Genomic DNA, 23,494 nt, shown 5'->3' with positions numbered 1-23,494 from the left:
TGACTGCTCGCCGTTTTTGCTCCTCATAGCAAAATCACACACGAGTTTAATAATACAAGGATACCATCATGGCAATCTCAGCAGAATTAGTAAAGAAATTGCGCGACCGTACCGGCGCAGGTATGGCCGATTGTAAGAAAGCCCTCGAAGAGGCGAACGGTAACGAAGAGCAGGCGATCGAGATCCTTCGCAAGAAGGGTGCTGCCAGCGCCGCCAAGCGCGCCGACCGCGTCGCAAAAGAAGGCGTGATCGTCACAGCCGTCAGCGACGATAAGTCCAAGGCCGTGATCGCCGAAGTGAATTCCGAGACCGACTTCGTCGCTCGCAACGAGTCGTTCGTCGCGTTCGCACAGGATGTGGCGAATGCCGCACTCACGGCCAGCCCGAACTCGCACGAGGAATTCCTGATGACGAAGATGTCGAACGGTATCAGCATCGCCGAAGGTGTTGGTGAGCAGACCGGTCGTATCGGCGAGAAGATCGAAGCACGTCGGTTCGAACTCGTCGACACGAAGGACGGCGTTGTGGCCAGCTACATTCACCCCGGTGCAAAGCTCGGCGTGCTTGTTGCCCTCAAGGGCATCGACCCTGAGAAGGGCTTGCCGCTCGGCCGCGACATCGCGATGCAGGTCGCTGCGATGAACCCCCTTGCGCTCGACCGCTCTGCCGTCGATGCCACGACGATTGAGAAGGAGATGGACATCTTCCGTACCCAGCTCAAGAACGAGGGCAAGAAGGACGAGATCATCGAGAAGATCCTCGGCGGCAAGATGGATAAGTTCTATCAGGAGAATACGCTCCTCGAGCAGAGCTTCATCAAAGACGCTTCCAAGACGATCACCGATCTCTTGAAGGAAGCCGGCAACGGCGTGACCGTCACCGGTTACGTTCGCATGCAGCTCGGTGAGGGACATCACCATACCACAGAAGCAGCCGCGTAAGTTCGAATCGAACTTCTATTTCAAGGAGCGTACACCGACGGTGTACGCTCCTTTTGTTTTTCGTACTCCTGCACGATCAGCTTGAGAACAGCGGAGGCGTCGATCGTCGTCGAGGGGGCAAGTCCGTTCTTAAGACGATACCCCAGGCTCTGGTAGCGGTCCTCGCGGCTCAGAGGCTTGTTCGAATACTCAGGCCGAAGCATCGAGCCTCCTTCGTTGATGTTGTCGAAGACCCAGCGGACTCCCGGTGCGCTCTCGTTGCGGTTGAGCGCAGTTGCAACGTCCGAGAGATCGCATCGCTCCATGACCGTCTTGTCATTGCGGCCAACAGCAGTCTCGTATCGGTACTCGAATTCGATGTAGTGCGGTTCACTGATTTCGGTCAGTACCGCTCCGCCTCGCACATGTGAGAAGATCGCATAGTAATGCAGCGGACGGTTGGTCTTGACCACACTGATCGCAGGGGCAGCGATCTCGTCGATCGCGACCTCGCCCGCCTCAATGGCCGCGATGTCGCGCATCACGTCGTCGTATTCCGGTCTCCAGAGTGGTTCGAACGCATCGAGATCGCGAAGCCAGTCGGCGAAGCGGGGAAGGAAGTATTCAAACTTCTGTGCCGAGACCTCGAACTCCATCGTCGCATCGTTGAGGTCGCCAAATGGCAGGCAGAACTCGTCGGCTTCGACACGATTGAGAATGCAGCAGAGCTTCAGTGCATCGAGGCTGAGTGCGCTGCGATGATCGAACTCGCGAAAGTCGCCGAGATGCGCAGCCGCGACGAGCAGCTCGCGGTTCGCGAGCGCAAGGTCTGGATTCAGCACAGACCAGACCGAGAGCATGCCATCGATATCCCAATGATTGCAGGTGACGTAGTGTGCCGTTGCGCCGGGTTTGTTGCTGCGTTTGTCTGCGAGCCAGTTCAGCCCTGTCTCGGTGCTCGTGTTCGCGCGATAGGGTGGCGGGACACGTTCGCTGTAGAGGTGTGTGAGGTTAAGCCCGCGATGGTAGTAGCAGTCGCAGACGATCAACTCGTCGGCTGCGATTTCGTGGGCTCGTTCGTATGGCAGGAAGCGGATGTCAGTCATCAGGAGTGCAAATTACCGTATTTTTGCAGTTCGTACGTGTCGGATATCCAATTGTTATGTCGCAAACGCCAAAATACAAGCGCATCCTGCTCAAGCTCTCCGGTGAATCGTTGATGGGCGAACGCGAGTTCGGCATCGACCCAGCGGTGATCAACCAGTTCTCGGAGGAGATTATCGCAACCCATGCGCTCGGCGTGCAGATCGCCGTTGTCGTCGGTGGCGGGAATATCTACCGAGGCGTCGAGGGCAGCGTCGATGGGGTGCAGAAAGTACAAGGCGACTACATGGGGATGCTCGCCACGATGATCAACTGCCTCGCATTACAGAACGCCCTTGAGGCAAAAGGGATTTACACCCGACTCATCTCGGCAATCACGATGACACAGATCGCCGAGCCGTTCATCCGACGCCGGGCCATTCGGCACCTCGAGAAAGGTCGCATCGTCATCTTCGGCTCCGGCACCGGCAACCCGTACTTCACGACCGATACCGCAGCCGCGCTACGCGCGTCCGAGATCGATGCGGATGTCGTGCTCAAGGGAACACGTGTCAACGGCATCTACGATTCCGACCCGGAGAAGAACCCGAACGCAAATTTGATCCCACAGATCACCTACGCCGAGATGTTGCAGAAGGGGCTGCGCGTGATGGATATGACGGCGATCACGCTCTGCCAGGAAAACGGGCTGCCCATTGTCGTCTTTAATATGAACGATCGTGGGAATTTGCTTCGTGTACTTACAGAGGACGGAGTTGGCTCAAAAGTTGTTATGTAGGCCGACGCGAATTCCGCGTTCCAACGACCAAGTTATTACGGTATGAATACGACAAAAGAGATCTTACACGATTGTGAAGTCCGCATGACGAAGGCGGTCGAAAGTTTTGTGCACGAGTTGTCTAAAATCCGCACCGGGCGTGCTTCGACGGCGCTTCTCGACACCGTCCGTGTCGATGCCTACGGCTCGCCAATGGCCCTGAATCAGGTCGCCAACGTCACGACGCCGGATGCGCACACCATTGCAATCCAGGCATGGGATAAGGGCTTGATGGGCGCGATCGAGAAAGCGATCATGGCTGCGAACCTCGGCCTGACGCCATCGAATGACGGAACGATGATCCGAGTCCCGATGCCGCCGCTGACCGAAGAACGCCGCAAAGAGATCGTGAAGCTCGTCAAGAAGCTCGGCGAGGAATCGAAGGTGTCGATCCGGAACGTCCGCCGCGATGCCATGGAGCACCTCAAGAAAGCTGAAAAGGCGGAGCATTTTTCAGAGGACGACCGCAAGCGCGCGGAAGACGACGTCCAGAAAAAGACAGACGGAAAAGTCAAGGATATCGATGCCATTGTTGCCACGAAAGAGAAGGAAGTGATGGCCGTCTAAGCGTATGTTGTTTGCATAACTATCCTAACATTCACAAAACCAGATCCACCACTATGAGAACTGCACTCAGACTGTTGCTCGCCCTGTTCATGCTGGGCGCCGCGATCGCACCGGCAACGCGTTCCTTCGCCGATGACGCAACGAAGGACAAGAAGCCTGCTGCCGGCAAAACGGAGCAAAAGGCAAAGGCCAAGAAGGACCACGACGACAAGAAAGTTGAGAAGAAGATAACCGAGAAGAAAAAGGATAAGCTGAAGGGCGACAAGAAGAAGATCGAGAAGAAGAAAGATGAGAAGTCGAAGGAGATGAAGAAGTCCGAGTCCAAGGACAAAGTGGATGCTTCCTCAAAAGGCCCGAACGGCGAGGCCGTGCACATCGGCCCGAAGGGCGGGAAGTATTACATGAACAAGAACGGCAAGAAAGTCTATCTCAAGAAGTAATCTTCGCTCAAGGCGAGTACAAAAAGAAAAGCCGCGGACTTAGGTCCGCGGCTTTTTCATTGCTTGTAAGAACTACTACTTCTGCTCTTCGCCGACGGTGTCTTCACCCTCGGTTTCGTGCGTGTCGGCCGGATTGATGCCTGCTTCCTTCATCACATCCTCGATAGTCGTCGGATGCGATGAAACCGTCTTCGAGGCTTCGCCTGCGTGTTCGATGTGGAAGAGCAGCTCTGCGCCGTTGGTCGCAACATCGACCTTGACGATCGTCCCTTCTTTCACGGCACCTTTGAGGATCTCTTCCGCGATCGGGTCTTCGATGTACTTCTGCATGGCCCGGCGAAGCGGACGAGCGCCGTACTGTTTATCGAAGCCCTTCTCGGCAACATATTCGAGCGCGGTCTGCGTCAGCTCGACGCTTACGCCCATTTGCTGCACGCGCTTGAGAAGCTTATTGAGCGAGATCTGGATGATCTGCACGATATCTTCCTTCGTAAGCGTACGGAACACGATCGTTTCGTCAACGCGGTTCAGGAATTCCGGATTGAACAAACGCTTGAGCGACTCGTCGATCTGCTCTTTCATGCGGCCGTGTTCGTCGGTGCTCGACGACTCGCCGAAGCCGATCTTGGGCTGCTTCTTGATATCGCGCGAGCCGACATTCGACGTCATGATAATGATCGTGTTCTTGAAGTCGACCTTGCGACCGAGCGAATCGGTGAGTTGTCCGTCGTCGAGTACCTGCAAGAGGATATTGAAGACGTCCGGATGCGCCTTCTCGATCTCGTCGAGCAGCACAACACTGTACGGTTTACGGCGAACCTTCTCGGTCAATTGACCGCCTTCTTCGTAGCCGACATATCCCGGAGGCGCACCGACAAGCCGTGAGACGGAGAACTTCTCCATGTACTCGCTCATGTCAACGCGGATCAGCGCATCTTCGCTATCGAAGAGGTAGCGGGCCAACGCCTTTGCGAGTTCGGTCTTTCCGACGCCGGTGGGTCCGAGGAAGATAAAACTTCCGATCGGCCGAGCCGGATCTTTCAGGCCAGCACGAGTACGACGAATCGCTTTCGTGAGCTTTTCGATCGCTTCGTCCTGCCCGATCACCGAACCGCGCAACGCATCCTGCATTTTCAGGAGCTTGATGCTCTCGCTTTCGGCGACCTTGTTGACGGGGATGCCCGTCATCATGGCGATGACATCGGCGATGTCGTCTTCGTTGACCTCATACACTTGCGAACCAAGCTCTGCTTCCCACTTGGTGATCGCAGCTTCGAGGTCCTGCTGATGCTTTTTCTCGAGATCGCGAAGCTTGGCAGCTTCTTCGAAGTTCTGCGTCTTGACGACGAGATTCTTCTGTACCTTCACTTCTTCGATCTTCTTCTCCAACTCTTCGACGTCCTTCGGCGCATGGACGTTCGCCAGATGGACGCGCGAACCCGCTTCGTCCATGACGTCGATTGCTTTGTCCGGAAGGAAACGATCGGTGATGTAGCGATCGCTCAAACGGACTGCCGACTCGATCGCCTTGGCAGAGTAGTGCACCTGATGGTGCTGCTCGTATTTCGGGGCGATATTCTGTAAGATCTGGATTGTCTCGTCAACCGTCGGCGGATCGACGATAATCTTTTGGAAGCGCCGATCGAGTGCGCCGTCTTTTTCGATGAACTGGCGATACTCGTCGAGCGTCGTGGCGCCGATGCACTGGATATCACCACGAGCAAGGGCAGGCTTGAACATGTTCGATGCATCGAGCGAACCCGAGGCGCCGCCGGCACCGACGATCGTATGTAATTCGTCGATGAAGAGGATCACGTCCTTCGCTTTTTCCAGCTCGTTCATGACAGCCTTCATGCGCTCTTCGAACTGACCGCGGTATTTCGTACCCGCAACAAGCGCTGCGAGGTCGAGCGTCACGACGCGCTTATCGAAGAGCACGCGCGGTACTTTCTTTTGAACGATCCGCAATGCCAATCCTTCGGCAATGGCCGTCTTGCCGACGCCCGGCTCGCCGATAAGCACCGGATTGTTCTTCTTGCGGCGCGAGAGAATCTGTGCAACGCGCTCGATTTCTTTCTCTCGGCCGATAATCGGGTCGAGTTTTTCTTCGGACGCAAGCTTGGTCAGGTCGCGGCCGAAGTTGTCGAGCACCGGCGTCTTCGTGCGCTCGGGCTTCTTCTCTTGCGCGGGTTGCTTGGGTGCGCTGGTCGCACGGCCGGAGATGATATTGTCAAGCTCGGCGCGGACGCTATCGTACGTACAATTGAATTGGTTCAGGATCTGTGCGGCGATATTATCCTCATCGCGCAACAGAGATAATAACAGGTGTTCCGTGCCGATGACCTCGCTCTTATAGAGCTTCGCTTCGAGATAGGTAATCTTCAGTACCTTCTCGGCTTGTTTGGTCAGCGGGATGTTGCCGATGGTGAGCGTCGCACCGCCCGAACGAACGGTGTCCTCGACGGCTTTTTTGATTTTGTACAGATCGACGCCGAGATTCCGTAAAATCTTTACGGCGATACCTTCGCCTTCGCGGATGATACCAAGCAAGAGATGTTCCGTGCCAATGTAGTCGTGTCCGAGTCGGATCGCTTCTTCACGTGACAGGCGGATGACATCTTGTACCCGGTTGGAAAAATTACCTTCTTGTGCCATGATCGTAGCCTTAAATAATGCCCCTTACTTATAAGACGAAATCTACCTACTCTTTGTTACGAAAACAATTGTGAGTTTCGATTCATCCTGTCAACCAACTATTCCAACAGAATGGGTATAGACACGGTTCGTGCATTCGGGCGATCGGTTGCGTTCCTGATTGCCGTATGCGTTCCGGGATTGTTCCCGTCGCTCCTGCATGCCCAATCGTCGCTCGAAGTGTTCGTTCGCGAGGTGCTCTCCCGTCCGCATACCCACTGTGCCACCGAAGCCGCACTCGAAGTCTCGCGCGCACATCGGATCAAAGGAGACAGGATGATTCTGACAACGCCGCAACTTCAGGATAGTATTGTCTCTGCGAGCGGTCGCTTCAAAGTCTTTTACGACCACACCGGGGCGAATGTTGCGACGCCGGAGTATGCGGCCTTCGTGGCTGCGATTGCCGACACTGCGTATATGTTGGAGGTGGACACGCTGGGATACCCGAAACCGGCCTATGGTTTTCCCGACTCTACCTGGCATATCTATCTCATGGCGCTCGGCTCCGCCTACGGAATGACGGCGACAACCGACGATGGCAGCCTGGGGAATTCGCCGACCGGTTTGCTGCGCAGCCGCTCGTACATTACGATCGACCACTCGTTCTCGGACGATAAATACCCAACGAAAGGACTCGATGCGGCGCGGATAACGATCTTCCACGAATTTCACCACGTCATCCAATTTGCCGATTACGGCAGCAGCCCGACCGGAAGCGATCTGAATTTCCGCGAGATGACAAGTACGTGGATGGAGATGCGGAGTTCACCGTGGATCCCGGATTATACGCAGTATCTGCCGTCCTACATCGCCGATCTCGATCAGGCATTTCCGCAAGCAGACGTGCAGGGCGGGTACGGACAATCGATCTGGATGCAATATGTCGCAGGAAATCTTGGTGATTCACTCGTTCGCGAGTTCTGGACGTGGTTCGCGAACAAGCGAGCCGAGTATCTTCCAACGATGGACACTGTCCTGAAACAGCATGGAACGAGCTTCTGCGAGCTGTATGGAAAGTTCGGCGGCGATCTGGTCGGCCTGCAATATCGCTACGAGCATCAACCGAGTCTGCCGATCGATCAGACTTCACTTGAGAAATTACGGGTCGGGTCGTTCGATTCTACCAAACTTGGGGCATATATCAATCCCGCATCCCTATTGCTGTTTCGAGCCCCGAGTAATCCATATGGCGATGTGCTGGTGCTCTCGGCCGCACCGTATTATGCGACAGTGCTCGATTACCAGCTTCACCTCACGGCAAGCGGATATTCCTCGACACAGGCAGACAAGATCTGTTCGCGGTGGGAAAGTCTGCCGCAAGTTGGCGTTACCGCCTACCCACAGCCATTTGTCATTTCGGACCCTGCAACTGACCGCCTGAGTATCCTGGCTTCGATTGCGACCGTCCATGATGACGGGACGATGTCACGGCCGGCTTCGTGTCAGCTCAATATCCATGATCTCGACAACCGGCTCATCCGCTACAGCGAACCGACGCCCGAACTGACGGCAGGGAAGTGGTTTGTGCGTTGGGATGGTACGGACGATCACGGCAGGGTAGTATCCTCCGGCATCTACACCTATGCGCTGCGAACCGATGGCTCTGTGACAAGCGGCAAGATCGTGGTGGTCCGCAAATAGGGGCTCGCCGACCGTTTGAATGGTGGAACGGTTACGGCCCGTCTGGGTGTCGGACACAGCATTCATTTTGAGCATATTCGCTTTCCTCAGAGTAAACTCCGCGACGAATCCCTCGATGAAACCTTGTGAGGCTCCGCCGGAGGGATTCTTCGCTACGCTCAGAATGACTGCACTATTAACGGCCTTAACCTGAGGCGCTACCTGTCGTTGCGAGCCGGAAGCGTTTCTCGGGGGAATGGTGTTATACGTGGCTCGATTATCTCGGGTGGCGTTTTTTCGCCGGATACACCCTATATTTTCATATTTTCGTATTCTATGGCATCTACAAACGATTTTCGCGTCGGAGCAGTACTTCGCATGGACGGTGGCGAGCTCTTTCGGATCGAAGAGTATGAACACCGCACACCCGGTAACCTTCGTGCGTTCGTTCAGGCACGCATGCGCTCGCTTCGTTCGGGCAATCTGAAGGAAGTCCGTTTCCGCTCCGGTGAAGAGGTCGATCTTGTCCGCATGGAAAAGAAGCCGTTCCAGTTTCTCTACAAGGACGGCGATGACTACGTGTTCATGGATAACGAGACGTACGAGCAGGTGACGGTGTCCCCGCTTAAGGTCGGCGATTCTTCGCTCTATATCAAAGAGTCGGACACGGTAGACATACTGTTTTCGGAAGACGGCGAGGTCATCTCGGTCGACGTGCCGGCGGCTGTCGTGCTGAAGATCGTCGAGACGGATCCCGGAATGCGCGGAGATACCGCGACCGGAGGGACGAAGCCTGCAAAGCTTGAAACAGGTGCCGTTGTGAACGTACCGCTCTTCCTCAACGAGGGCGAGATGGTGAAGGTAGATACGCGCACGGGCGCCTACCTCGAACGTGTAAAAGTAAAGTAATTCTCGAGACCACGCTACCCGTTCGGGTATTGCTGCATGCAGTGTGATAATGACTGCCTGTACGATACCGATACTGGAGTAACAAACCATTCGTGTCGTATGGATCTGAGTTACCTGGAGAAAGTTGTGAAGCTCTTCGACGGCAGTACGCTGACCGATCTGGAGATCGAAGAAGAAGGCACGCAAATCCGCCTTGCTCGTCGCATCGAGCAACCGCCGGTTGTTCAGTATGCGGCGCCGCCGATGGGGTATGCTCCGGCTCCGGCGCCTGCAGCACCAACGGCCGCAGCGCCAAGCGCGCCTGCCGCAGCCGCTGCGGCTCCTGCCGCAAACTCGAAGCATCACGAGATCAAGTCGCCGATCGTCGGTACTCTCTACCGCGCGCCATCGCCCGACGCCGATCCGTATGTGCAGGTAGGGCAGAGGGTCGAGGCCGGACAAACGATCTGTATCGTCGAAGCAATGAAGCTGATGAACGAGATCGAAAGCGATGCTAGCGGGAAGGTCATCAAAATTCTTGTCGACAATGCGCAGCCCGTCGAGTACGGCCAGGCGCTCATTGTGGTCGAACTCGACTGATCGACCGAACATGACGGGTCGTCGGGGCAAGCCTCCGATAGACCGGATTACTCATCAACGGCGAAGAACTCGTGTTCAAGAAGATACTTATAGCCAACCGCGGCGAGATCGCACTTCGGATCATCCGCACCTGCCGTGAACTCGGCGTAAAAACGGTTGCCGTGTACTCCGAGGCAGACAGACATGCTTTGCATGTCCGCTTCGCAGACGAAGCGGTCTGTATCGGTCCGCCAGCGGGGAAACAATCGTACCTCAATATTCCGCAGATCATATCCGCAGCCCATCTGACGGGCGCCGAAGCCATTCATCCCGGCTACGGATTCCTTGCGGAGAATGCAGAATTCTCGGATATTTGCACTGCAAGCGGATTCACCTTCATCGGTCCGACGCCGGACATGATCGAAGCGATGGGCGACAAGGCCCGCGCGAAAGAGACGATGAAGAAAGCCGGCGTCCCGGTTGTTCCGGGTTCGGACGGCGTGATCCGTGACGTCCACGAAGCAAAGGAAGTTGCAGCAGCGATCGGATTTCCGGTGATGATCAAAGCGGTTGCCGGCGGCGGCGGACGCGGAATGCGGTTGGTAACCAAGCCGGAAGATTTCGAGAGCAATTTTAATATGGCGACCTCCGAGGCGGCGAACGCCTTCAACAATGGGGACGTCTATATCGAGAAGTTCGTCGAGAAACCGCGACACGTCGAGATTCAGGTCTTCGGCGATAACCATGGCAACGTCGTTCACTACAACGAACGCGAGTGCTCGATCCAGCGCCGCCACCAGAAGCTCGTCGAAGAATCGCCGTCACCGGTCGTGACCGATGCGATTCGCGAAAAGATGGGAGAGGCTTCGATCAAAGGTTGCATGAGCGTCGGCTATGTCGGTGCTGGCACGATCGAGTACCTGCTCGATGCGCACGGCGACTTCTACTTTATGGAGATGAATACCCGCATTCAGGTCGAGCACTGTGTGACCGAGCAGGTCACGGGCGTCGATCTGATCGAGCAGCAGTTACATGTTGCCGATGGCGGTAAGATCTCGCGGAAGATCCGTAAGCCGAACGGCCATGCCATCGAATGCCGCATCAATGCGGAAGATGTCGAGAAAGATTTTCGTCCGTCACCGGGCCAGATCACCGGTTTTCATGCGCCGGGAGGCTTCGGCGTTCGCCTCGATTCGCATGCGTATGCGGGATACAGCATCCCACCGTACTACGATTCGCTTGTCGGCAAGCTCATCTGCTGGGGCAGCGACCGCGACGATGCGATCGACCGGATGCGCTCGGCACTCGATGAATTCGTGATCGAGGGCATCAAGACGACGATCCCGTTCCATAAGGCGCTCATGCGAAACGACCAATTTCGATCGGGAGATTTCGATACCAAATTTCTCGAGACCTTCGACTGGTCGACGGTCAAGCCATAACGATTCCACGAGCAATTTTCTATTCAAACGACAATGACATTTCCAGAGAATCTTACGTACACCAAAGAACACGAGTGGGTGAAAGTCGACGGGAACGTCGCAACCATCGGTATCACGGATTTTGCACAGGGCGAACTGGGCGATGTGATCTTCGTCGATATCGCCGCTGGTCAGACGGTGTCGGCCGGCAGCTCGGTCGGTTCGGTCGAGGCAGTGAAAACCGTCAGCGATATCTACTCCCCAGTGTCCGGGACGATTTCCGAAGTCAATACGGCGGTCAATGATGCGCCGGAGACGGTGAACAAAGATCCATACGGCGACGGCTGGTTGCTGAAGATCGAGATGTCGAATCCCGAGGAGCTCAAGCAGACCCTTTCGGTCGCTGACTACCGGGCGCTCATCGGGCAATAAGCCCTTCACCCCGCGAAGACGGAGGCGCTACGAGTAAGCGGACGAAACTCACCCTCTTCATACTCTTCACGGTCGTTACTCGGCTTGCGCTGGCGTTTCGTCCGGAAACACAGCTGACGGAGCGCCTCTATCAAGAGGATGCATTTTATGCCCTCGACGTTGCCAACCATGTTGCGCACGGCGAGGGCTTTTCTGTTGATGGCGTCCATCCGACAAATGGCGTTCAGCCGCTGATCGTCCTTTTCTACTCCGCGTGTTTTCGGCTTGCCGGTAATGACAAATGGCTCGGGGTGAGGCTGACGTTTGGTCTTGTTGCGCTCTTCGAAGCGCTGAGCGTCGTGCTGATCTTCCGACTCATCAACGAACTGAAGTGGCCAGAGGCTACATATTCTGTCGATCCTGCAATCGTCGGTGCGGGACTCTGGGCTTTCGTGCTCTCGAATCTCATTCACAACGCCATCGGACTCGAGACCGGGCTCTATGCGATGATGATTCTGCTCTCGAGTTACTTGTATGCGCGGATTATTAGGCGAGCGGATACGAACACGGTCGGGATAGGTAGTTATGCGGTTCTCGGAATCGTCCTCGGACTTACGGTTCTCGCACGCATCGATGCCGTATTCCTCGTGGGGGCAATGCTCGTATACGATGTGTTTGCACGAACGTCGCGGCCGTTCGGATCACGTCTTCTCCTTGCGACAGTAGCGGGCATCGTAGCGATCCTTGTCAGCTCTCCGTGGTGGATTTATAACTATACGACGTTCGGGAGTCTGATGCCGATCAGCGGTCAATCGGAATCGATCGGTTCAATGCTCACGACGAATATTTCATTTTCGTCGACAGTGCTGGCAAATATCTGTTTTGTGCTGTTCTATGTACCGACAGAATTTCCGCCTGGTCCGATCGCAACGATCGTTGCATTTCTCGTATTGGGGATTGTCGCGATGGTGAAGTGGCGCACTTCGCTTGTTAGAAAGCTGTCCGATTTGTATGTGCTTCCACCGATCACGGTACTTGCGTTGTTCAGTGGGCTGATCGTCCTGTATTACACATTTGTGTTCTCCGCACCGCATTTTATCGGTCGTTATTTCCACCCGGTTCGAGTGACGGCACTCTTGACGGCTGCGCTCGTCGTGCCGATGATCGTATCGTATTTGAAGACGGCGCACACCCCTGTTTGGAAGCGATATGTGCTATATCTGTACGTGCTTGTCGCGATAGGCTTCAATGCAACGCATTACGTGTATAATTTTACAATTAAGGAGACCAGTCCTCTGTATTGGGCCGGAGTGTGGGCGAAGGAGCATCCGCAATACCGTTTGGGCATGACGTCGTCAGGGACGGCAAACTTCGTATCGGGATCGGTCGTAAATCTCGATGGGAAGGTAAACTTCGACGCGCTGCGTGCCAGACACGACGGAACAATGGGCAAGTATATCGTCAAGTCCGGCATCAATGTGATCCTCGACATGGACCGTCCGAGCATCGACGAAGCAACGCGCGAGGGAGCAGTGTTCGTACCGATCGATACGTTTAAGAATTCGATCTATTATTTGAAGAAGTAGCCGTGCTTCTGCTATGGTGATGTGAGGTAGTGGCTCGGTTTGTATGGTTTCGGCAGAAGACAGTCTGAGCCGTTCGCTTTGATGAGAGTATGCTTCGTGAAGAATCGCTGTGGCGATGCGTCACTGCGTTTCATCGAGGGATTCTTCGCGGAGTTTACGCTGAGCAAAGCGAATGTGCTCAGAATGACTGTATTCAATACAGTCTTACTTTGAGGGACTGCCTGCAGCGCTGCATTGAAACTTTCCTCACGGAAATCGAATTTATAGACCTTTGAAAATAGGGACGCACGGGAAAGCCTCGCGCGGCCTTTTTTTTTTGACCACGATGGCGCATTCCGGAGACTCCGTTCTCATCCTCGATTTCGGTTCGCAATACACACAACTGATCGCCCGCCGTGTCCGAGAACAAGGCGTGTATGCCGAAATCTACCCCTGTAACGCCAAGATAGAAACCATCCGCGAGTACGGTGCGTCGGCGATTATCTTATCCGGCGGACCCGCGAGCGTCTATGCCGACGATGCGCCTCGCTGTGCACCGGAAGTGTTCGAAATGGGCCTGCCGATTCTCGGTATCTGCTACGGGTTGCAGATGATCGCCTATGACATGGGCGGCGAAGTAGACAAGAGCGCCCACCGTGAATACGGGCGTGCGCAGCTCATCATCGACGACCGCTCCTGTCCGCTCTTTACCGATCTTCCGGAACAAGCGAACGTGTGGATGTCGCACGGCGACAAGCTCACGAAGCTCCCGACGGGTTTTCGTGTGGTTGCCCACAGCGCCAACTCTCCGATCTGTGCCGTCGCAAACGACGCGAAGAAGATATACGGCGTACAGTTTCATCCGGAAGTCGTTCATACGACGGGTGGATCGCAGATCATCGCAAACTTCCTCTTCGATGTTGCCGGCCTCAAAGGCGGCTGGAATTCGGCGAATTTCATCGAAGCGACGATTCGTGAGATTCGCGACGCGGTTGGAAGCGATACCGTCATCTGTGCACTCAGTGGCGGCGTCGATTCGGCAGTTGCAGCGACACTGGTCCACCGAGCGATCGGAAGCCAGCTCAAGTGCATTCACGTCGATAACGGTTTGATGCGTCGCGGCGAAAGTGCCGAGGTCGTACACACCTTCCGCGATCATTTCGGCATCGATCTTGACTTTGTCGATGCAAGCGAGTTGTTTCTAACCAGACTCGCAGGTGTTACCGACCCCGAACAGAAACGCAAGATTATCGGCAAGGCATTCATCGACGTCCTTGCCGACGAGGCCAAGAAGTTCTCGGGTGCGAAGTATCTTGTGCAGGGGACGATCTACCCCGATGTTATCGAATCATTGTCGTTCAAAGGTCCGTCGCAGACGATCAAGTCGCATCATAACGTCGGTGGCTTGCCCGAGTTGATGGAGCTCGATCTGATCGAGCCGCTGCGCGAACTCTTCAAAGACGAAGTCCGAAATGTCGGCCGTGCCCTCGGCATCCCCGAGCAATTCATTGAGCGTCATCCGTTTCCGGGGCCTGGTCTTGCCATTCGAGTAATAGGAGATGTGAGCCGCGAGAAGCTGGACTTGCTCAGAGCCGCTGATGCAATCTTCCTTGAGGAATTGCACTCGAATAATCTCTATCATTCGGCATGGCAAGCCTTTGCGGTGCTCTTACCGGTCCGCACAGTCGGCGTTATGGGCGATGAACGTACATACGATTCCGTGTGTGCAATTCGTGCGGTTACCAGTGTTGACGGTATGACAGCCGATTGGGCACGGCTTCCACATGAGGCACTTGCGACGATTTCTAGTCGCATCTCGAATGAAGTCAAAGGCATAAGCCGAGTCGTTTACGATATTAGTTCAAAGCCGCCCGCCACGATCGAATGGGAATAATGATATTACAGAAGATCTATAGGGAGTACAGGGATTCTACCAACGAGCACTGAAAGAGCAGTGAGTGTAGAAAAAAAGTGAAATATTTTTCTACGCCCTAACACAATCCTTTTCTTAGCGTTATGGAAAGCTCCCGGTCATTCGACCGGGAGCTTTTCGTTTTTCCCTCTTGCATTTTTGAAAGCTGTTGATTATATTTGAGTACTTGCTTCCGCAATGCGCGGAGCTTGCCATCTTGCGAAAGGCATCGAGCGTAGTTTGTCCCGATGCCCCGGATGAGTACCCCTGGTTCCCTAGACAGGCCCGTACGATCCGGTCCGCTCTTTTGTGTAGTGTGACGAAATATCATGATTGGATACCCGTGTACGTCTCGTAGGAGCGTCGTGCTCCTCTGTGCATTCGCTATTTTCTTTATTGCTCATTCGATCGCAGAAGCTCAGACCCCAAGAGCATTCTCTTATCAAGGTGTGATCGCAACGAGTACAGGCCAGCCGGTTTCGGATGGAGAGCATGTTGTTGCCGTCTCGATCTATCGGGATTCCGTCGGCGGCACTCCGGTCTTCAGCGAAGCATACCCAACCCGCACGCATGGCGGGCTTTTCTCGTTGCTGATCGGCGGGAAGAACGGCATTCCGAATTCGGTGCTCTTCGATGTGCCGATGTATGTCGGCGTGAGCATCGATGGGAGTGCGGAAGTTCAGCCTCGCACGGCACTGCTTGCCGCACCGTATGCGATGCATGCCGATGTCGCGCAAGTTGCAAACGGCCTCACACCGGATGCGACCGGCGTCGTGACAAGCATTAACGAGATCAGCGGTGCGATTCACTTTGTGGGCGATAGCTCGATCGTCATCACGCAAGATCATAACCTCATCTCGTTCCACGCCCGAGCAGGCGGAAGCGGCGGGATTGCCGGAGTCTCTGCGCTCGATAAATCGGTACTCGTGCAGAATCCAAACGGCCCCGTCGCTGGTGTCCGTGTCGCCGATGGAGGAATCACGACTACGAATATTGCCGATGGCGCAGTAACGCCTTCCAAGTTAAATCAAGCCGGTGCTACAACTGGGCAGGTGCTAAAATGGTCCGGGACGAAGTGGTTGCCAGCCAACGATAGCGGCAGTGCATATAGCGCTGGAAACGGAATTACCATTACCGGCTCGAGCATTGCGGTATCGAAACCGTTGCCTTCCGGGACGCTTGTAAACTCCACGCTGCGGTGGGACGGCGCGCAGTGGGTAGAGAACACGAACCTGACCAGCAACCCCCAAGGCTTTACGACTGTCAACAACTCGCTTGTGCTCGCCAGCGCGGGGAATGCGAGCGAACTCCGATTCTACGAACCGGTAGGTAACGGGACGAACTATTCGTCGTTCAAGGCGGGGAGCCAGACCGGCGATATTATCTATACGCTCCCGACATCGCTTCCGGGCACGAGCGGCTTCCTTCGTGTTGATAATACCGGTGCAATGTCATGGGCTCCGTCCACTTCATCGGCTGTGACCTTCGATCAGGTACAAACTGGTATCAATCAAGGGCAGACGCTTACGGTCGCAAACGGTTCGTCGTTGCTTGTCGGAGGTACTGGCATCATCGAAGCGAATCATTTTGTCGGTCAGGGATCGGTGACGAATTCCGTCGATCTCGGAACGAGCGAAGTGGCAGGTATCCTACCCATCGCAAATGGTGGTACCAATTCCGGTACTGCACTTGCCGGTAATCGCATGATGGTTTCAAATGGCGGAGCTATTGTAGAATTCAATGCCGGTACGGCAGGACAAGTGCTCACGAGTAATGGCGCTTCGATGCCAACGTGGACAACGATCACGACGCTTCCGACAGGCACGGCGAATAACACCACGTTGCGTTGGAATGCTGCAACGACCCAGTGGCTTGAGAATACGAATGTTCTTTCCACTGCAGCCGGACAAGTGAGTGTCAATGCCGGTCTTGCGCTCAACGGCACTGGAAGTCCGGTACTGGCGAATGGTGTCGCCGGTACGAGCGGACAGGTGTTGACGAGTGCCGGTGCAAATGCGACGCCGATCTGGAGCACGATCGCAACCTTGCCAACCGGTACGACTACCAACTCGACACTTCGCTGGAATGGCAGTACATGGGTGGAGAACGCAAATGTGCTCGAATCTGCCAGTGGGCTCGTGACAGCGAATGCCGGAGCAAACCTTGCAGGCACCGCAAGCCCGATGCTACTCAACAATGCAGCGGGCACTTCGGGACAAGTGCTGACAAGCGCCGGCGCCGGAGCGACCCCGACCTGGACGACGATCAATACGCTTCCGTCTGGTACCACCACAAACTCTACGATGCGTTGGAGCGGGACGTCGTGGGTCGAGAATACGAATGTGCTTGAAACCTCGGCGGGACAAGTCAGTGCGAACGCCGGAGTGAATCTCAGCGGGAGTGCAAGCCCCTTGCTACTCAACAATGCTGCCGGTACCTCCGGTCAGATACTTACGAGTGCGGGTGCCGGTGCGACACCCACATGGTCGACTGTGAATCTCCTGCCGACGGGTACGACGACGAATTCAACCTTGCGTTGGAGCGGGTCTGCCTGGGTTGAGAATGCAAATGTGCTTGAAACGTCGGCCGGGCAGGTAAGTGCAGTCGCTGGGGTAAATCTCAGTGGCACGTCGGCACCGATGCTTCTGAATAATGCCGCCGGGACGTCGGGGCAGGTGTTGACCAGTGCAGGTACGGGTGCAACGCCGACTTGGACCACGATCAATGCGCTGCCCGCTGGCACGACGACAAATTCCACACTTCGGTGGAATGGTACTGCGTGGGTGGAAGATGGAAATGTGTTGGAGACTTCAGCGGGTCAGGTCAGTGCCTCGGCTGGAGTGAACCTCAGCGGAACGGCAGCACCGATGCTGCTGAACAATGCAGCCGGTACTTCCGGGCAGGTACTCACCAGTGCCGGTACCGGAGCGACGCCGACCTGGACGACGATCAGTGTATTGCCGACGGGTACGACGACAAATTCAACGCTGCGGTGGAATGGCACATCATGGGTGGAGAATACAAATGTGCTTGAAACATCGGCCGGACAGGTCAGTGCTAATGCCGGAGTGAATCTGAGCGGCACTACGTCGCCGCTACTCCTTAACAATGCAGCAGGAACCTCCGGACAAGTACTGACGAGCGCGGGTACGGGATCCACGCCGACGTGGACGACGGTCAATCTTTTGCCGACCGGCACTGCGACGAATTCTACTTTGCGTTGGAACGGCACCGGATGGGTGGAAAATACAAATGTGCTTGCAACATCCGCAGGACAGGTTACCGTGAACGCCGGTGCAAACCTGAGCGGGACGGCGAGCCCGTTGTTGCTCAACAATGCAGCGGGGACCAGTGGGCAGGTTCTTACCAGTGCGGGCGCAGGCGCAACGCCAACATGGACGACGGTCAACTTGCTGGCAAACGGCACGACCACCAATTCAACGCTCCGTTGGAATGGGACTGCATGGGTCGAGAACACGAATGTACTCTCGACAGCGGCAGGTCAGGTGAGCGCAAACGGCGGTGTGGACCTCAGTGGTACCTCCAGTCCGATGCTGCTCAATAATGCGGCCGGCACATCCGGTCAAGTATTGACCAGCGCAGGCGCAGGGTCGACGCCGACATGGTCGACCGTCAATCTGCTTCCGAACGGAACGACAACGAATTCAACGCTGCGTTGGAATGGCACGGCCTGGGTCGAGAACACGAATGTTCTCGCTTCTTCTGCCGGGCTTGTTACAGTCAATGCGGGTGTGAACCTTAGTGGGACATCGAGTCCGATGCTCCTGAACAATCTGGCAGGCACGTCCGGCCAGGTATTGACGAGTGCAGGAACAGGAGCGACGCCAACGTGGACCACGATCAACCTGTTGCCAACGGGTACTACGACGAATTCGACACTTCGTTGGAATGGTACGGCATGGGTTGAGAATACGAATGTTCTTGCTTCTTCTGCCGGACTCGTCACTGCGAATGCCGGTGTGAATCTTGGAGGTACTGCCGCTCCGTTGCTTGTGAATAATTCTGCGGGGACATCCGGACAGATTCTCACGAGTGCCGGTGCCGGTGCAACTCCAACCTGGACGACTCTTGGGACGATCCCGACCGGAACGACGACCAACAGTACGTTACGGTGGAACGGTACGACGTGGGTAGAGAACACAAACGTACTGGCAAGTGCAGGTGGGCAGGTAACCGTCAACTCGGGGATCAATCTCGCAGCGACGGGAAGTCCGCTCTTGGCAAATAACTCGGCAGGAACAAACGGGCAGGTGCTTGTGAGCGCCGGTGCAGGTGCGACGCCTGCATGGACAACGCTGAGCCTGCTGCCGAACGGTTCGACGACGAATAGCACGTTGCGATACGACGGATCGCAGTGGGTGGAGAACACCAGTATCCTCGCCACGGCATCCGGCCAGCTCACGGTTAATTCCGGTCTCGTTCTCAATGGCTCCGCAAGCCCGATCGTGCTCAACGGAGGTTCCGGCACATCCGGCCAGTTCCTTGCAAGCAACGGTTCCGGCATGACCCCGTCGTGGGTCAGCGGCAACCTGATCGCTTCGGGTACAGCGACCGACAACACATTGCGTTGGAACGGTTCGTCGTGGGTCGAAAGTGCAAATGTCAAGTCGAGCAGTAACGGTCAAGTCACTGTGAATGCAGGCGTCAATTTGAATGGTACGGCAAGCCCGCTGTTGGTCAACGGCGGTGGTGGGACTTCTGGGCAGGTACTTACGAGCGCCGGCTCGGTGAGCACGCCGACCTGGACGACGCTCCAAACATTGCCGAGCGGTTCGTTAAATAATAGCACGTTGCGTTGGAATGGCACGAGTTGGATCGAGAATACGAATGTGCTCTCGTCATCGTCTGGCCAGGTGACCGTACAAGCAGGTGTAAATTTTGCGGGCACTGCGAGTCCGTTGCAACTGGCCGGTTCTGCCGGTACGAGCGGGCAGTTTCTCATGAGTCAGGGAGTAAGTTCTACGCCGACATGGGCAACCGGGACACTCGTTGCCGGTGGTACGACTGTAGACAACACGCTTCGGTGGAGCGGCACCGCATGGGTTGAAACGTCAAACGTAAAATCGAGTTCGGCGGGACAGTTGACGGTCAATGCCGGAGTAAACCTCAGCGGAACAGCAAGCCCCATGCTTCTTAGCGGAGCGGCGGGTACAAGTGGTCAGGTGCTTATTAGTCAGGGTGCGGGTGCGACTCCGGCATGGGCGACCGGTACGTTGTTGCCGACCGGCTCTGCAACCGATAATACGTTGCGTTGGAACGGCACGTCGTGGGTTGAGAGTGCAGCAGTCAAGTCGAGCGCTGCCGGACTCGTGACTGTCAACGCCGGTGTAAACCTGAATTCGACGGCAAGCCCGTTGCTTGCAAACGGTAGTGCCGGTACTTCCGGACAAGTCCTCACAAGCGCCGGTGCAGGTGCGACACCGACGTGGTCGTCGATCGGCTCGGTTGCGGCAGGAACACAAACGAACAGCACACTCCGATGGAGTGGTACGAGTTGGGTGGAGAACACGAACGTGACGGCCACCGCAGCAGGCTTGGTCTCTGTCGCTGCTGGCCAGAACTTTAGCGGGACCACAAGCCCGCTTCTGCTCAATAACGCTGCCGGTACCTCGGGGCAGTTCCTTGCCAGTGCCGGAGCGGGTGCAACGCCAACATGGGTAACCGGTAATCTTATTGCTTCGGGTACTTCAATCGATAATACGTTGCGCTGGAATGGTACGAGCTGGGTAGAATCGTCCGCCGTGAAATCAAGCGCAGGGGGGCAGCTCACTGTGAATGCAGGCGTTGCATTTGCGGGGACAGCGAGCCCGGTCAGTCTCAATGGGTCGGTCGGTACATCCGGACAAGTGCTCACGAGTGCCGGCGCAGGCGCAACGCCGACCTGGACGACGCTTGCGACCCTCACCGCAGGAACGGCGACCGATAACACGTTACGCTGGAGCGGCACCGCGTGGGTCGAAAGCGCGAACGTCAAGTCGAGCGCTGCCGGTCAGGTGACCGCGAATGCGGGCGTGAACCTCAATGGCACAACGAGTCCGTTGCTTGCCAATGGCTCCGCTGGGACAAATGGGTATGTTCTCTCGTCGCTCGGTACGGGGAATACTCCGCAATGGACGGATCCGAACACGCTCCTGAGCGCATGGAAACTGACCGGCAATTCGGGGACGACTCCGGGTACGGCGGCAAACCAGAATTATCTCGGTACGAGCGATGCGAAAGACTTCGTACTGGCAACGAATGCGGCAGAGCATTTGAGGATATCATCGTCCTCAACAACGATCGCGAGTACGACGACGGGTATCATTCATACTCGTTCGGTGCTCCCGGGTGGCGGCAGCGGCTTGATGACTGGGATGACCGTTGAAACGATGCTGCCAAGTTCGGCGACGGCTTCCGGTTTCGCTGTCGGCGGTCTCTTTGCGAATTCGACACTCAATAACAGCTTCGTCATGAGTTCGTCCGATGTGTACTGTGGCCTCAACGGAACGGTGTCACTGACCGGTACCGCCGGGACGAATGTCGTGCGTGCCAACGATGGAGTGATCGTCGTGAATCATTCGACGGCCGGACTCACACATGGATCACTGATCGGCCAGTACGGCACGGTGCGAACAGCCGGAAGCACCGGGACGACTGTGACGAATGCCTCAGCATTGCGATCGGATTTTGATATGCGCAATGCTTCGTCGGTGTTCACGAATGCATACGGACTCTACGTAGAAAATCCTGTGCTCGGTGCCAGCGTGCCGTCTTCGGCCATCGGGACATTTAACGGAGTCTACGTAGAAAATCTGACGAACGGTACGACCAAGCGTGCATTTGTCTATGACGGCTCCGGCACGAACGCACCGGTTGCGATCACATCGGCGGGTCAGGTTGGCATCGGACGGAAAGACCCGACGCAAGCGCTCGAGGTATATAATGGCAACGTACTGATCTCGAACAATACGAACTCGGCGGGGTCGATTGCACTGGAAGAGCCAAGCGGCAGCGGCACGAATGTGAGCAAGTTTGTCGCACAAGCTCAGACGGCAGATATCGTCTATACATTGCCGAGTGCGCAGCCGACTGCGAATCAGGTGCTCACAGCATCGAGCGTAAGCGGCGCAGGACCGTATGCGGTGACACTTGCTTGGAGCACTCCGGCGGGTGCAGGTTCGGGTTGGTCGACGACCGGAAACTCTGGAACGACGGCAGGCACGAACTTTCTCGGCACTACCGATAATGTTGCCATGGACATACGGGTGAATAATCTGCGCGTGATGGAATATCAGCCGAATGCAACCAGCGCGAACATTGTCGGTGGGTACTCCGGTAATTCGGTTACCGGATCAGCCGTTGGGGCGGTGATCGCAGGCGGTGGTTCTGCCAGCGGTGCGAACAACGTTAGCGATAATTACGGATTCATCGGCGGTGGTACCGGCAACCTTGCCGGAAATTCAGGCGCAGGCAAAACCTACGCAACGATCGTCGGCGGTTTGACGAACACGGCATCCGGTCAATACTCGTTCATCGGAGCAGGTGCGTCGAATCTCGCAAGCAGTTCGTATGCAACGGTTGGCGGCGGCCTGGGCAATGCAGTAAGCACCAGCGGTTACTATGGTGTCGTTGCCGGTGGACATAATAACTTCGCCAGCTCTGCTTCCAGCGCGATCGTTGGCGGAGAGACGGACTCTGCAACGGGGCAGTATTCCTTTATCGGTGCAGGACAACACAATGTCGCTCTCGGTCAGTATTCCGTGATCGCGGGTGGCGCAGGAAATACACTTTCCAGCGCTGCAGGGTACGGTGTGATCGGTGGCGGTCAGAGTAACGTTGCCGACTCGCAGTACGCAGTCATACCCGGAGGCCAGAACCTTAAACTCGGTAACTTCAGCTTCGGCGTGAACATGGGCACGGCAGCCGATATTCGCGGCTTGTCAAAAGTCGCGTACTTCGGCAATATGAATCTGCTTGTCAACAACACCGATGGCACCGCGCGCAAGATCGGCGTGAATACGAACTCACCTGCGACTGGGGTGGATGTCAACGGTGATGTATCGCTGCGACAGACCGGCTTCTCCGCGAATAACGGCAACAATAACGACATCTCGATCGGTGGGATGAGCTTTGTTCGGATCAGTGGTCCGACGGCTGCATTTACCATCACGGGGATCGCAGGCGGCGTCGACGGTAAAATGGTCATTTTATTTAACTCGACCAGCCAGACGATGACCGTATCGCATCAAGACGTAGCCTCGACGACGGCGGCAGACCGCATCCTCTGCAAAGCCACCAATAACGTCTCGGTCGGACAGTACGGCGTGGTTACCCTTATATATAGTACAAACGAGTCGAGATGGGTCGTGGTGAGCACGAACTGACATCGGCCCCATATATTCAAGGTACTTTTACGGTTACGGAAAACGGTCGGCAGCCTTGCCGACCGTTTTTTGTTGAGATTGGCACAAATATTGATTATATTTGCAGTGCCACGATTAATGTTGTATTTTTGTATAGCCGAAGGACTCGGAGTTTGAGAATTTAACTACTTTA

The 23,494-nt window shown here is 55.8% G+C and carries 14 protein-coding genes; 12 read left to right on the top strand and 2 right to left on the bottom strand.

Going from position 1 to position 23,494, the window contains the following annotated elements; translation table 11 throughout:
• Positions 1 to 68: 68 nt before the first annotated feature.
• The gene (locus tag JSS75_06915; protein ID MBS1903414.1) at positions 69 to 941 is read left to right on the top strand and encodes an elongation factor Ts; all 873 of its coding nucleotides are present in this window, start codon (positions 69 to 71) and stop codon (positions 939 to 941) included.
• A 20-nt stretch (positions 942 to 961) separates the two neighbouring features.
• On the opposite strand, the gene JSS75_06910 is transcribed toward JSS75_06915, so the two are convergent.
• A complete protein-coding gene (locus JSS75_06910) occupies positions 962 to 2,026 on the bottom strand; it encodes a hypothetical protein (GenBank protein MBS1903413.1) in 1,065 nt (354 codons plus the stop codon).
• A 56-nt stretch (positions 2,027 to 2,082) separates the two neighbouring features.
• Between JSS75_06910 and JSS75_06905 the strand changes: the two genes are divergently transcribed.
• Genes JSS75_06905 through JSS75_06895 form a run of 3 tightly spaced genes read left to right on the top strand, consistent with a single transcriptional unit; the run spans position 2,083 to position 3,848 of the window.
• Positions 2,083 to 2,802 carry a UMP kinase gene (locus JSS75_06905; protein ID MBS1903412.1) on the top strand — a complete coding sequence of 240 codons (720 nt, stop codon included), beginning with the start codon at positions 2,083 to 2,085 and terminating at the stop codon, positions 2,800 to 2,802.
• Positions 2,803 to 2,844: 42 nt separating this feature from the next.
• A complete protein-coding gene (frr, locus tag JSS75_06900; protein ID MBS1903411.1) occupies positions 2,845 to 3,408 on the top strand; it encodes a ribosome recycling factor in 564 nt (187 codons plus the stop codon).
• Positions 3,409 to 3,461: 53 nt separating this feature from the next.
• Positions 3,462 to 3,848, top strand: coding sequence for a hypothetical protein (locus tag JSS75_06895; protein ID MBS1903410.1), 387 nt, complete (start codon positions 3,462 to 3,464; stop codon positions 3,846 to 3,848).
• A gap of 75 nt (positions 3,849 to 3,923) precedes the next feature.
• Here the strand turns inward: JSS75_06895 and JSS75_06890 are convergent, their stop codons facing one another.
• On the bottom strand, positions 3,924 to 6,503 hold the full coding sequence (locus tag JSS75_06890; protein ID MBS1903409.1) for an ATP-dependent Clp protease ATP-binding subunit: 2,580 nt from the start codon (positions 6,501 to 6,503) through the stop codon (positions 3,924 to 3,926).
• A gap of 111 nt (positions 6,504 to 6,614) precedes the next feature.
• Here JSS75_06890 and JSS75_06885 point away from each other — a divergent pair, with 111 nt between their 5' ends.
• The 8 genes from JSS75_06885 (at position 6,615) to JSS75_06850 (ending at position 23,322) form a co-directional block, all read left to right on the top strand.
• A complete protein-coding gene (locus JSS75_06885; GenBank protein MBS1903408.1) occupies positions 6,615 to 8,183 on the top strand; it encodes a hypothetical protein in 1,569 nt (522 codons plus the stop codon).
• Positions 8,184 to 8,498: 315 nt separating this feature from the next.
• Positions 8,499 to 9,071, top strand: coding sequence for an elongation factor P (gene efp, locus JSS75_06880; GenBank protein ID MBS1903407.1), 573 nt, complete (start codon positions 8,499 to 8,501; stop codon positions 9,069 to 9,071).
• A 99-nt stretch (positions 9,072 to 9,170) separates the two neighbouring features.
• Positions 9,171 to 9,650: an acetyl-CoA carboxylase biotin carboxyl carrier protein gene (gene accB / locus JSS75_06875; GenBank protein MBS1903406.1), complete on the top strand. Its 480-nt coding sequence runs from the start codon at positions 9,171 to 9,173 to the stop codon at positions 9,648 to 9,650.
• A gap of 71 nt (positions 9,651 to 9,721) precedes the next feature.
• Positions 9,722 to 11,071, top strand: coding sequence for an acetyl-CoA carboxylase biotin carboxylase subunit (gene accC / locus JSS75_06870; GenBank protein ID MBS1903405.1), 1,350 nt, complete (start codon positions 9,722 to 9,724; stop codon positions 11,069 to 11,071).
• Positions 11,072 to 11,104: 33 nt separating this feature from the next.
• Positions 11,105 to 11,482 (top strand): glycine cleavage system protein GcvH, encoded by a 378-nt coding sequence (gene gcvH / locus JSS75_06865; GenBank protein ID MBS1903404.1) that lies wholly within the window; start codon positions 11,105 to 11,107, stop codon positions 11,480 to 11,482.
• A complete protein-coding gene (locus tag JSS75_06860) occupies positions 11,479 to 13,047 on the top strand; it encodes a glycosyltransferase family 39 protein (protein MBS1903403.1) in 1,569 nt (522 codons plus the stop codon). Before gcvH ends, JSS75_06860 begins: the two co-directional genes overlap by 4 nt.
• A gap of 325 nt (positions 13,048 to 13,372) precedes the next feature.
• Positions 13,373 to 14,920, top strand: a complete 1,548-nt coding sequence (gene guaA, locus JSS75_06855; protein MBS1903402.1) for a glutamine-hydrolyzing GMP synthase — start codon at positions 13,373 to 13,375, stop codon at positions 14,918 to 14,920.
• Between the two features lie 347 nt (positions 14,921 to 15,267).
• Positions 15,268 to 23,322: a hypothetical protein gene (locus JSS75_06850; GenBank protein ID MBS1903401.1), complete on the top strand. Its 8,055-nt coding sequence runs from the start codon at positions 15,268 to 15,270 to the stop codon at positions 23,320 to 23,322.
• Positions 23,323 to 23,494 lie beyond the last annotated feature (172 nt).

This window comes from Bacteroidota bacterium, assembly GCA_018266755.1.
Lineage (GTDB): Bacteria > Bacteroidota > Ignavibacteria > Palsa-1295 > Palsa-1295 > JAFDZW01.
The sequence above is the reverse complement of the archived record's forward strand: the minus strand, read 5'-3'. Positions and strand labels throughout refer to the sequence as shown.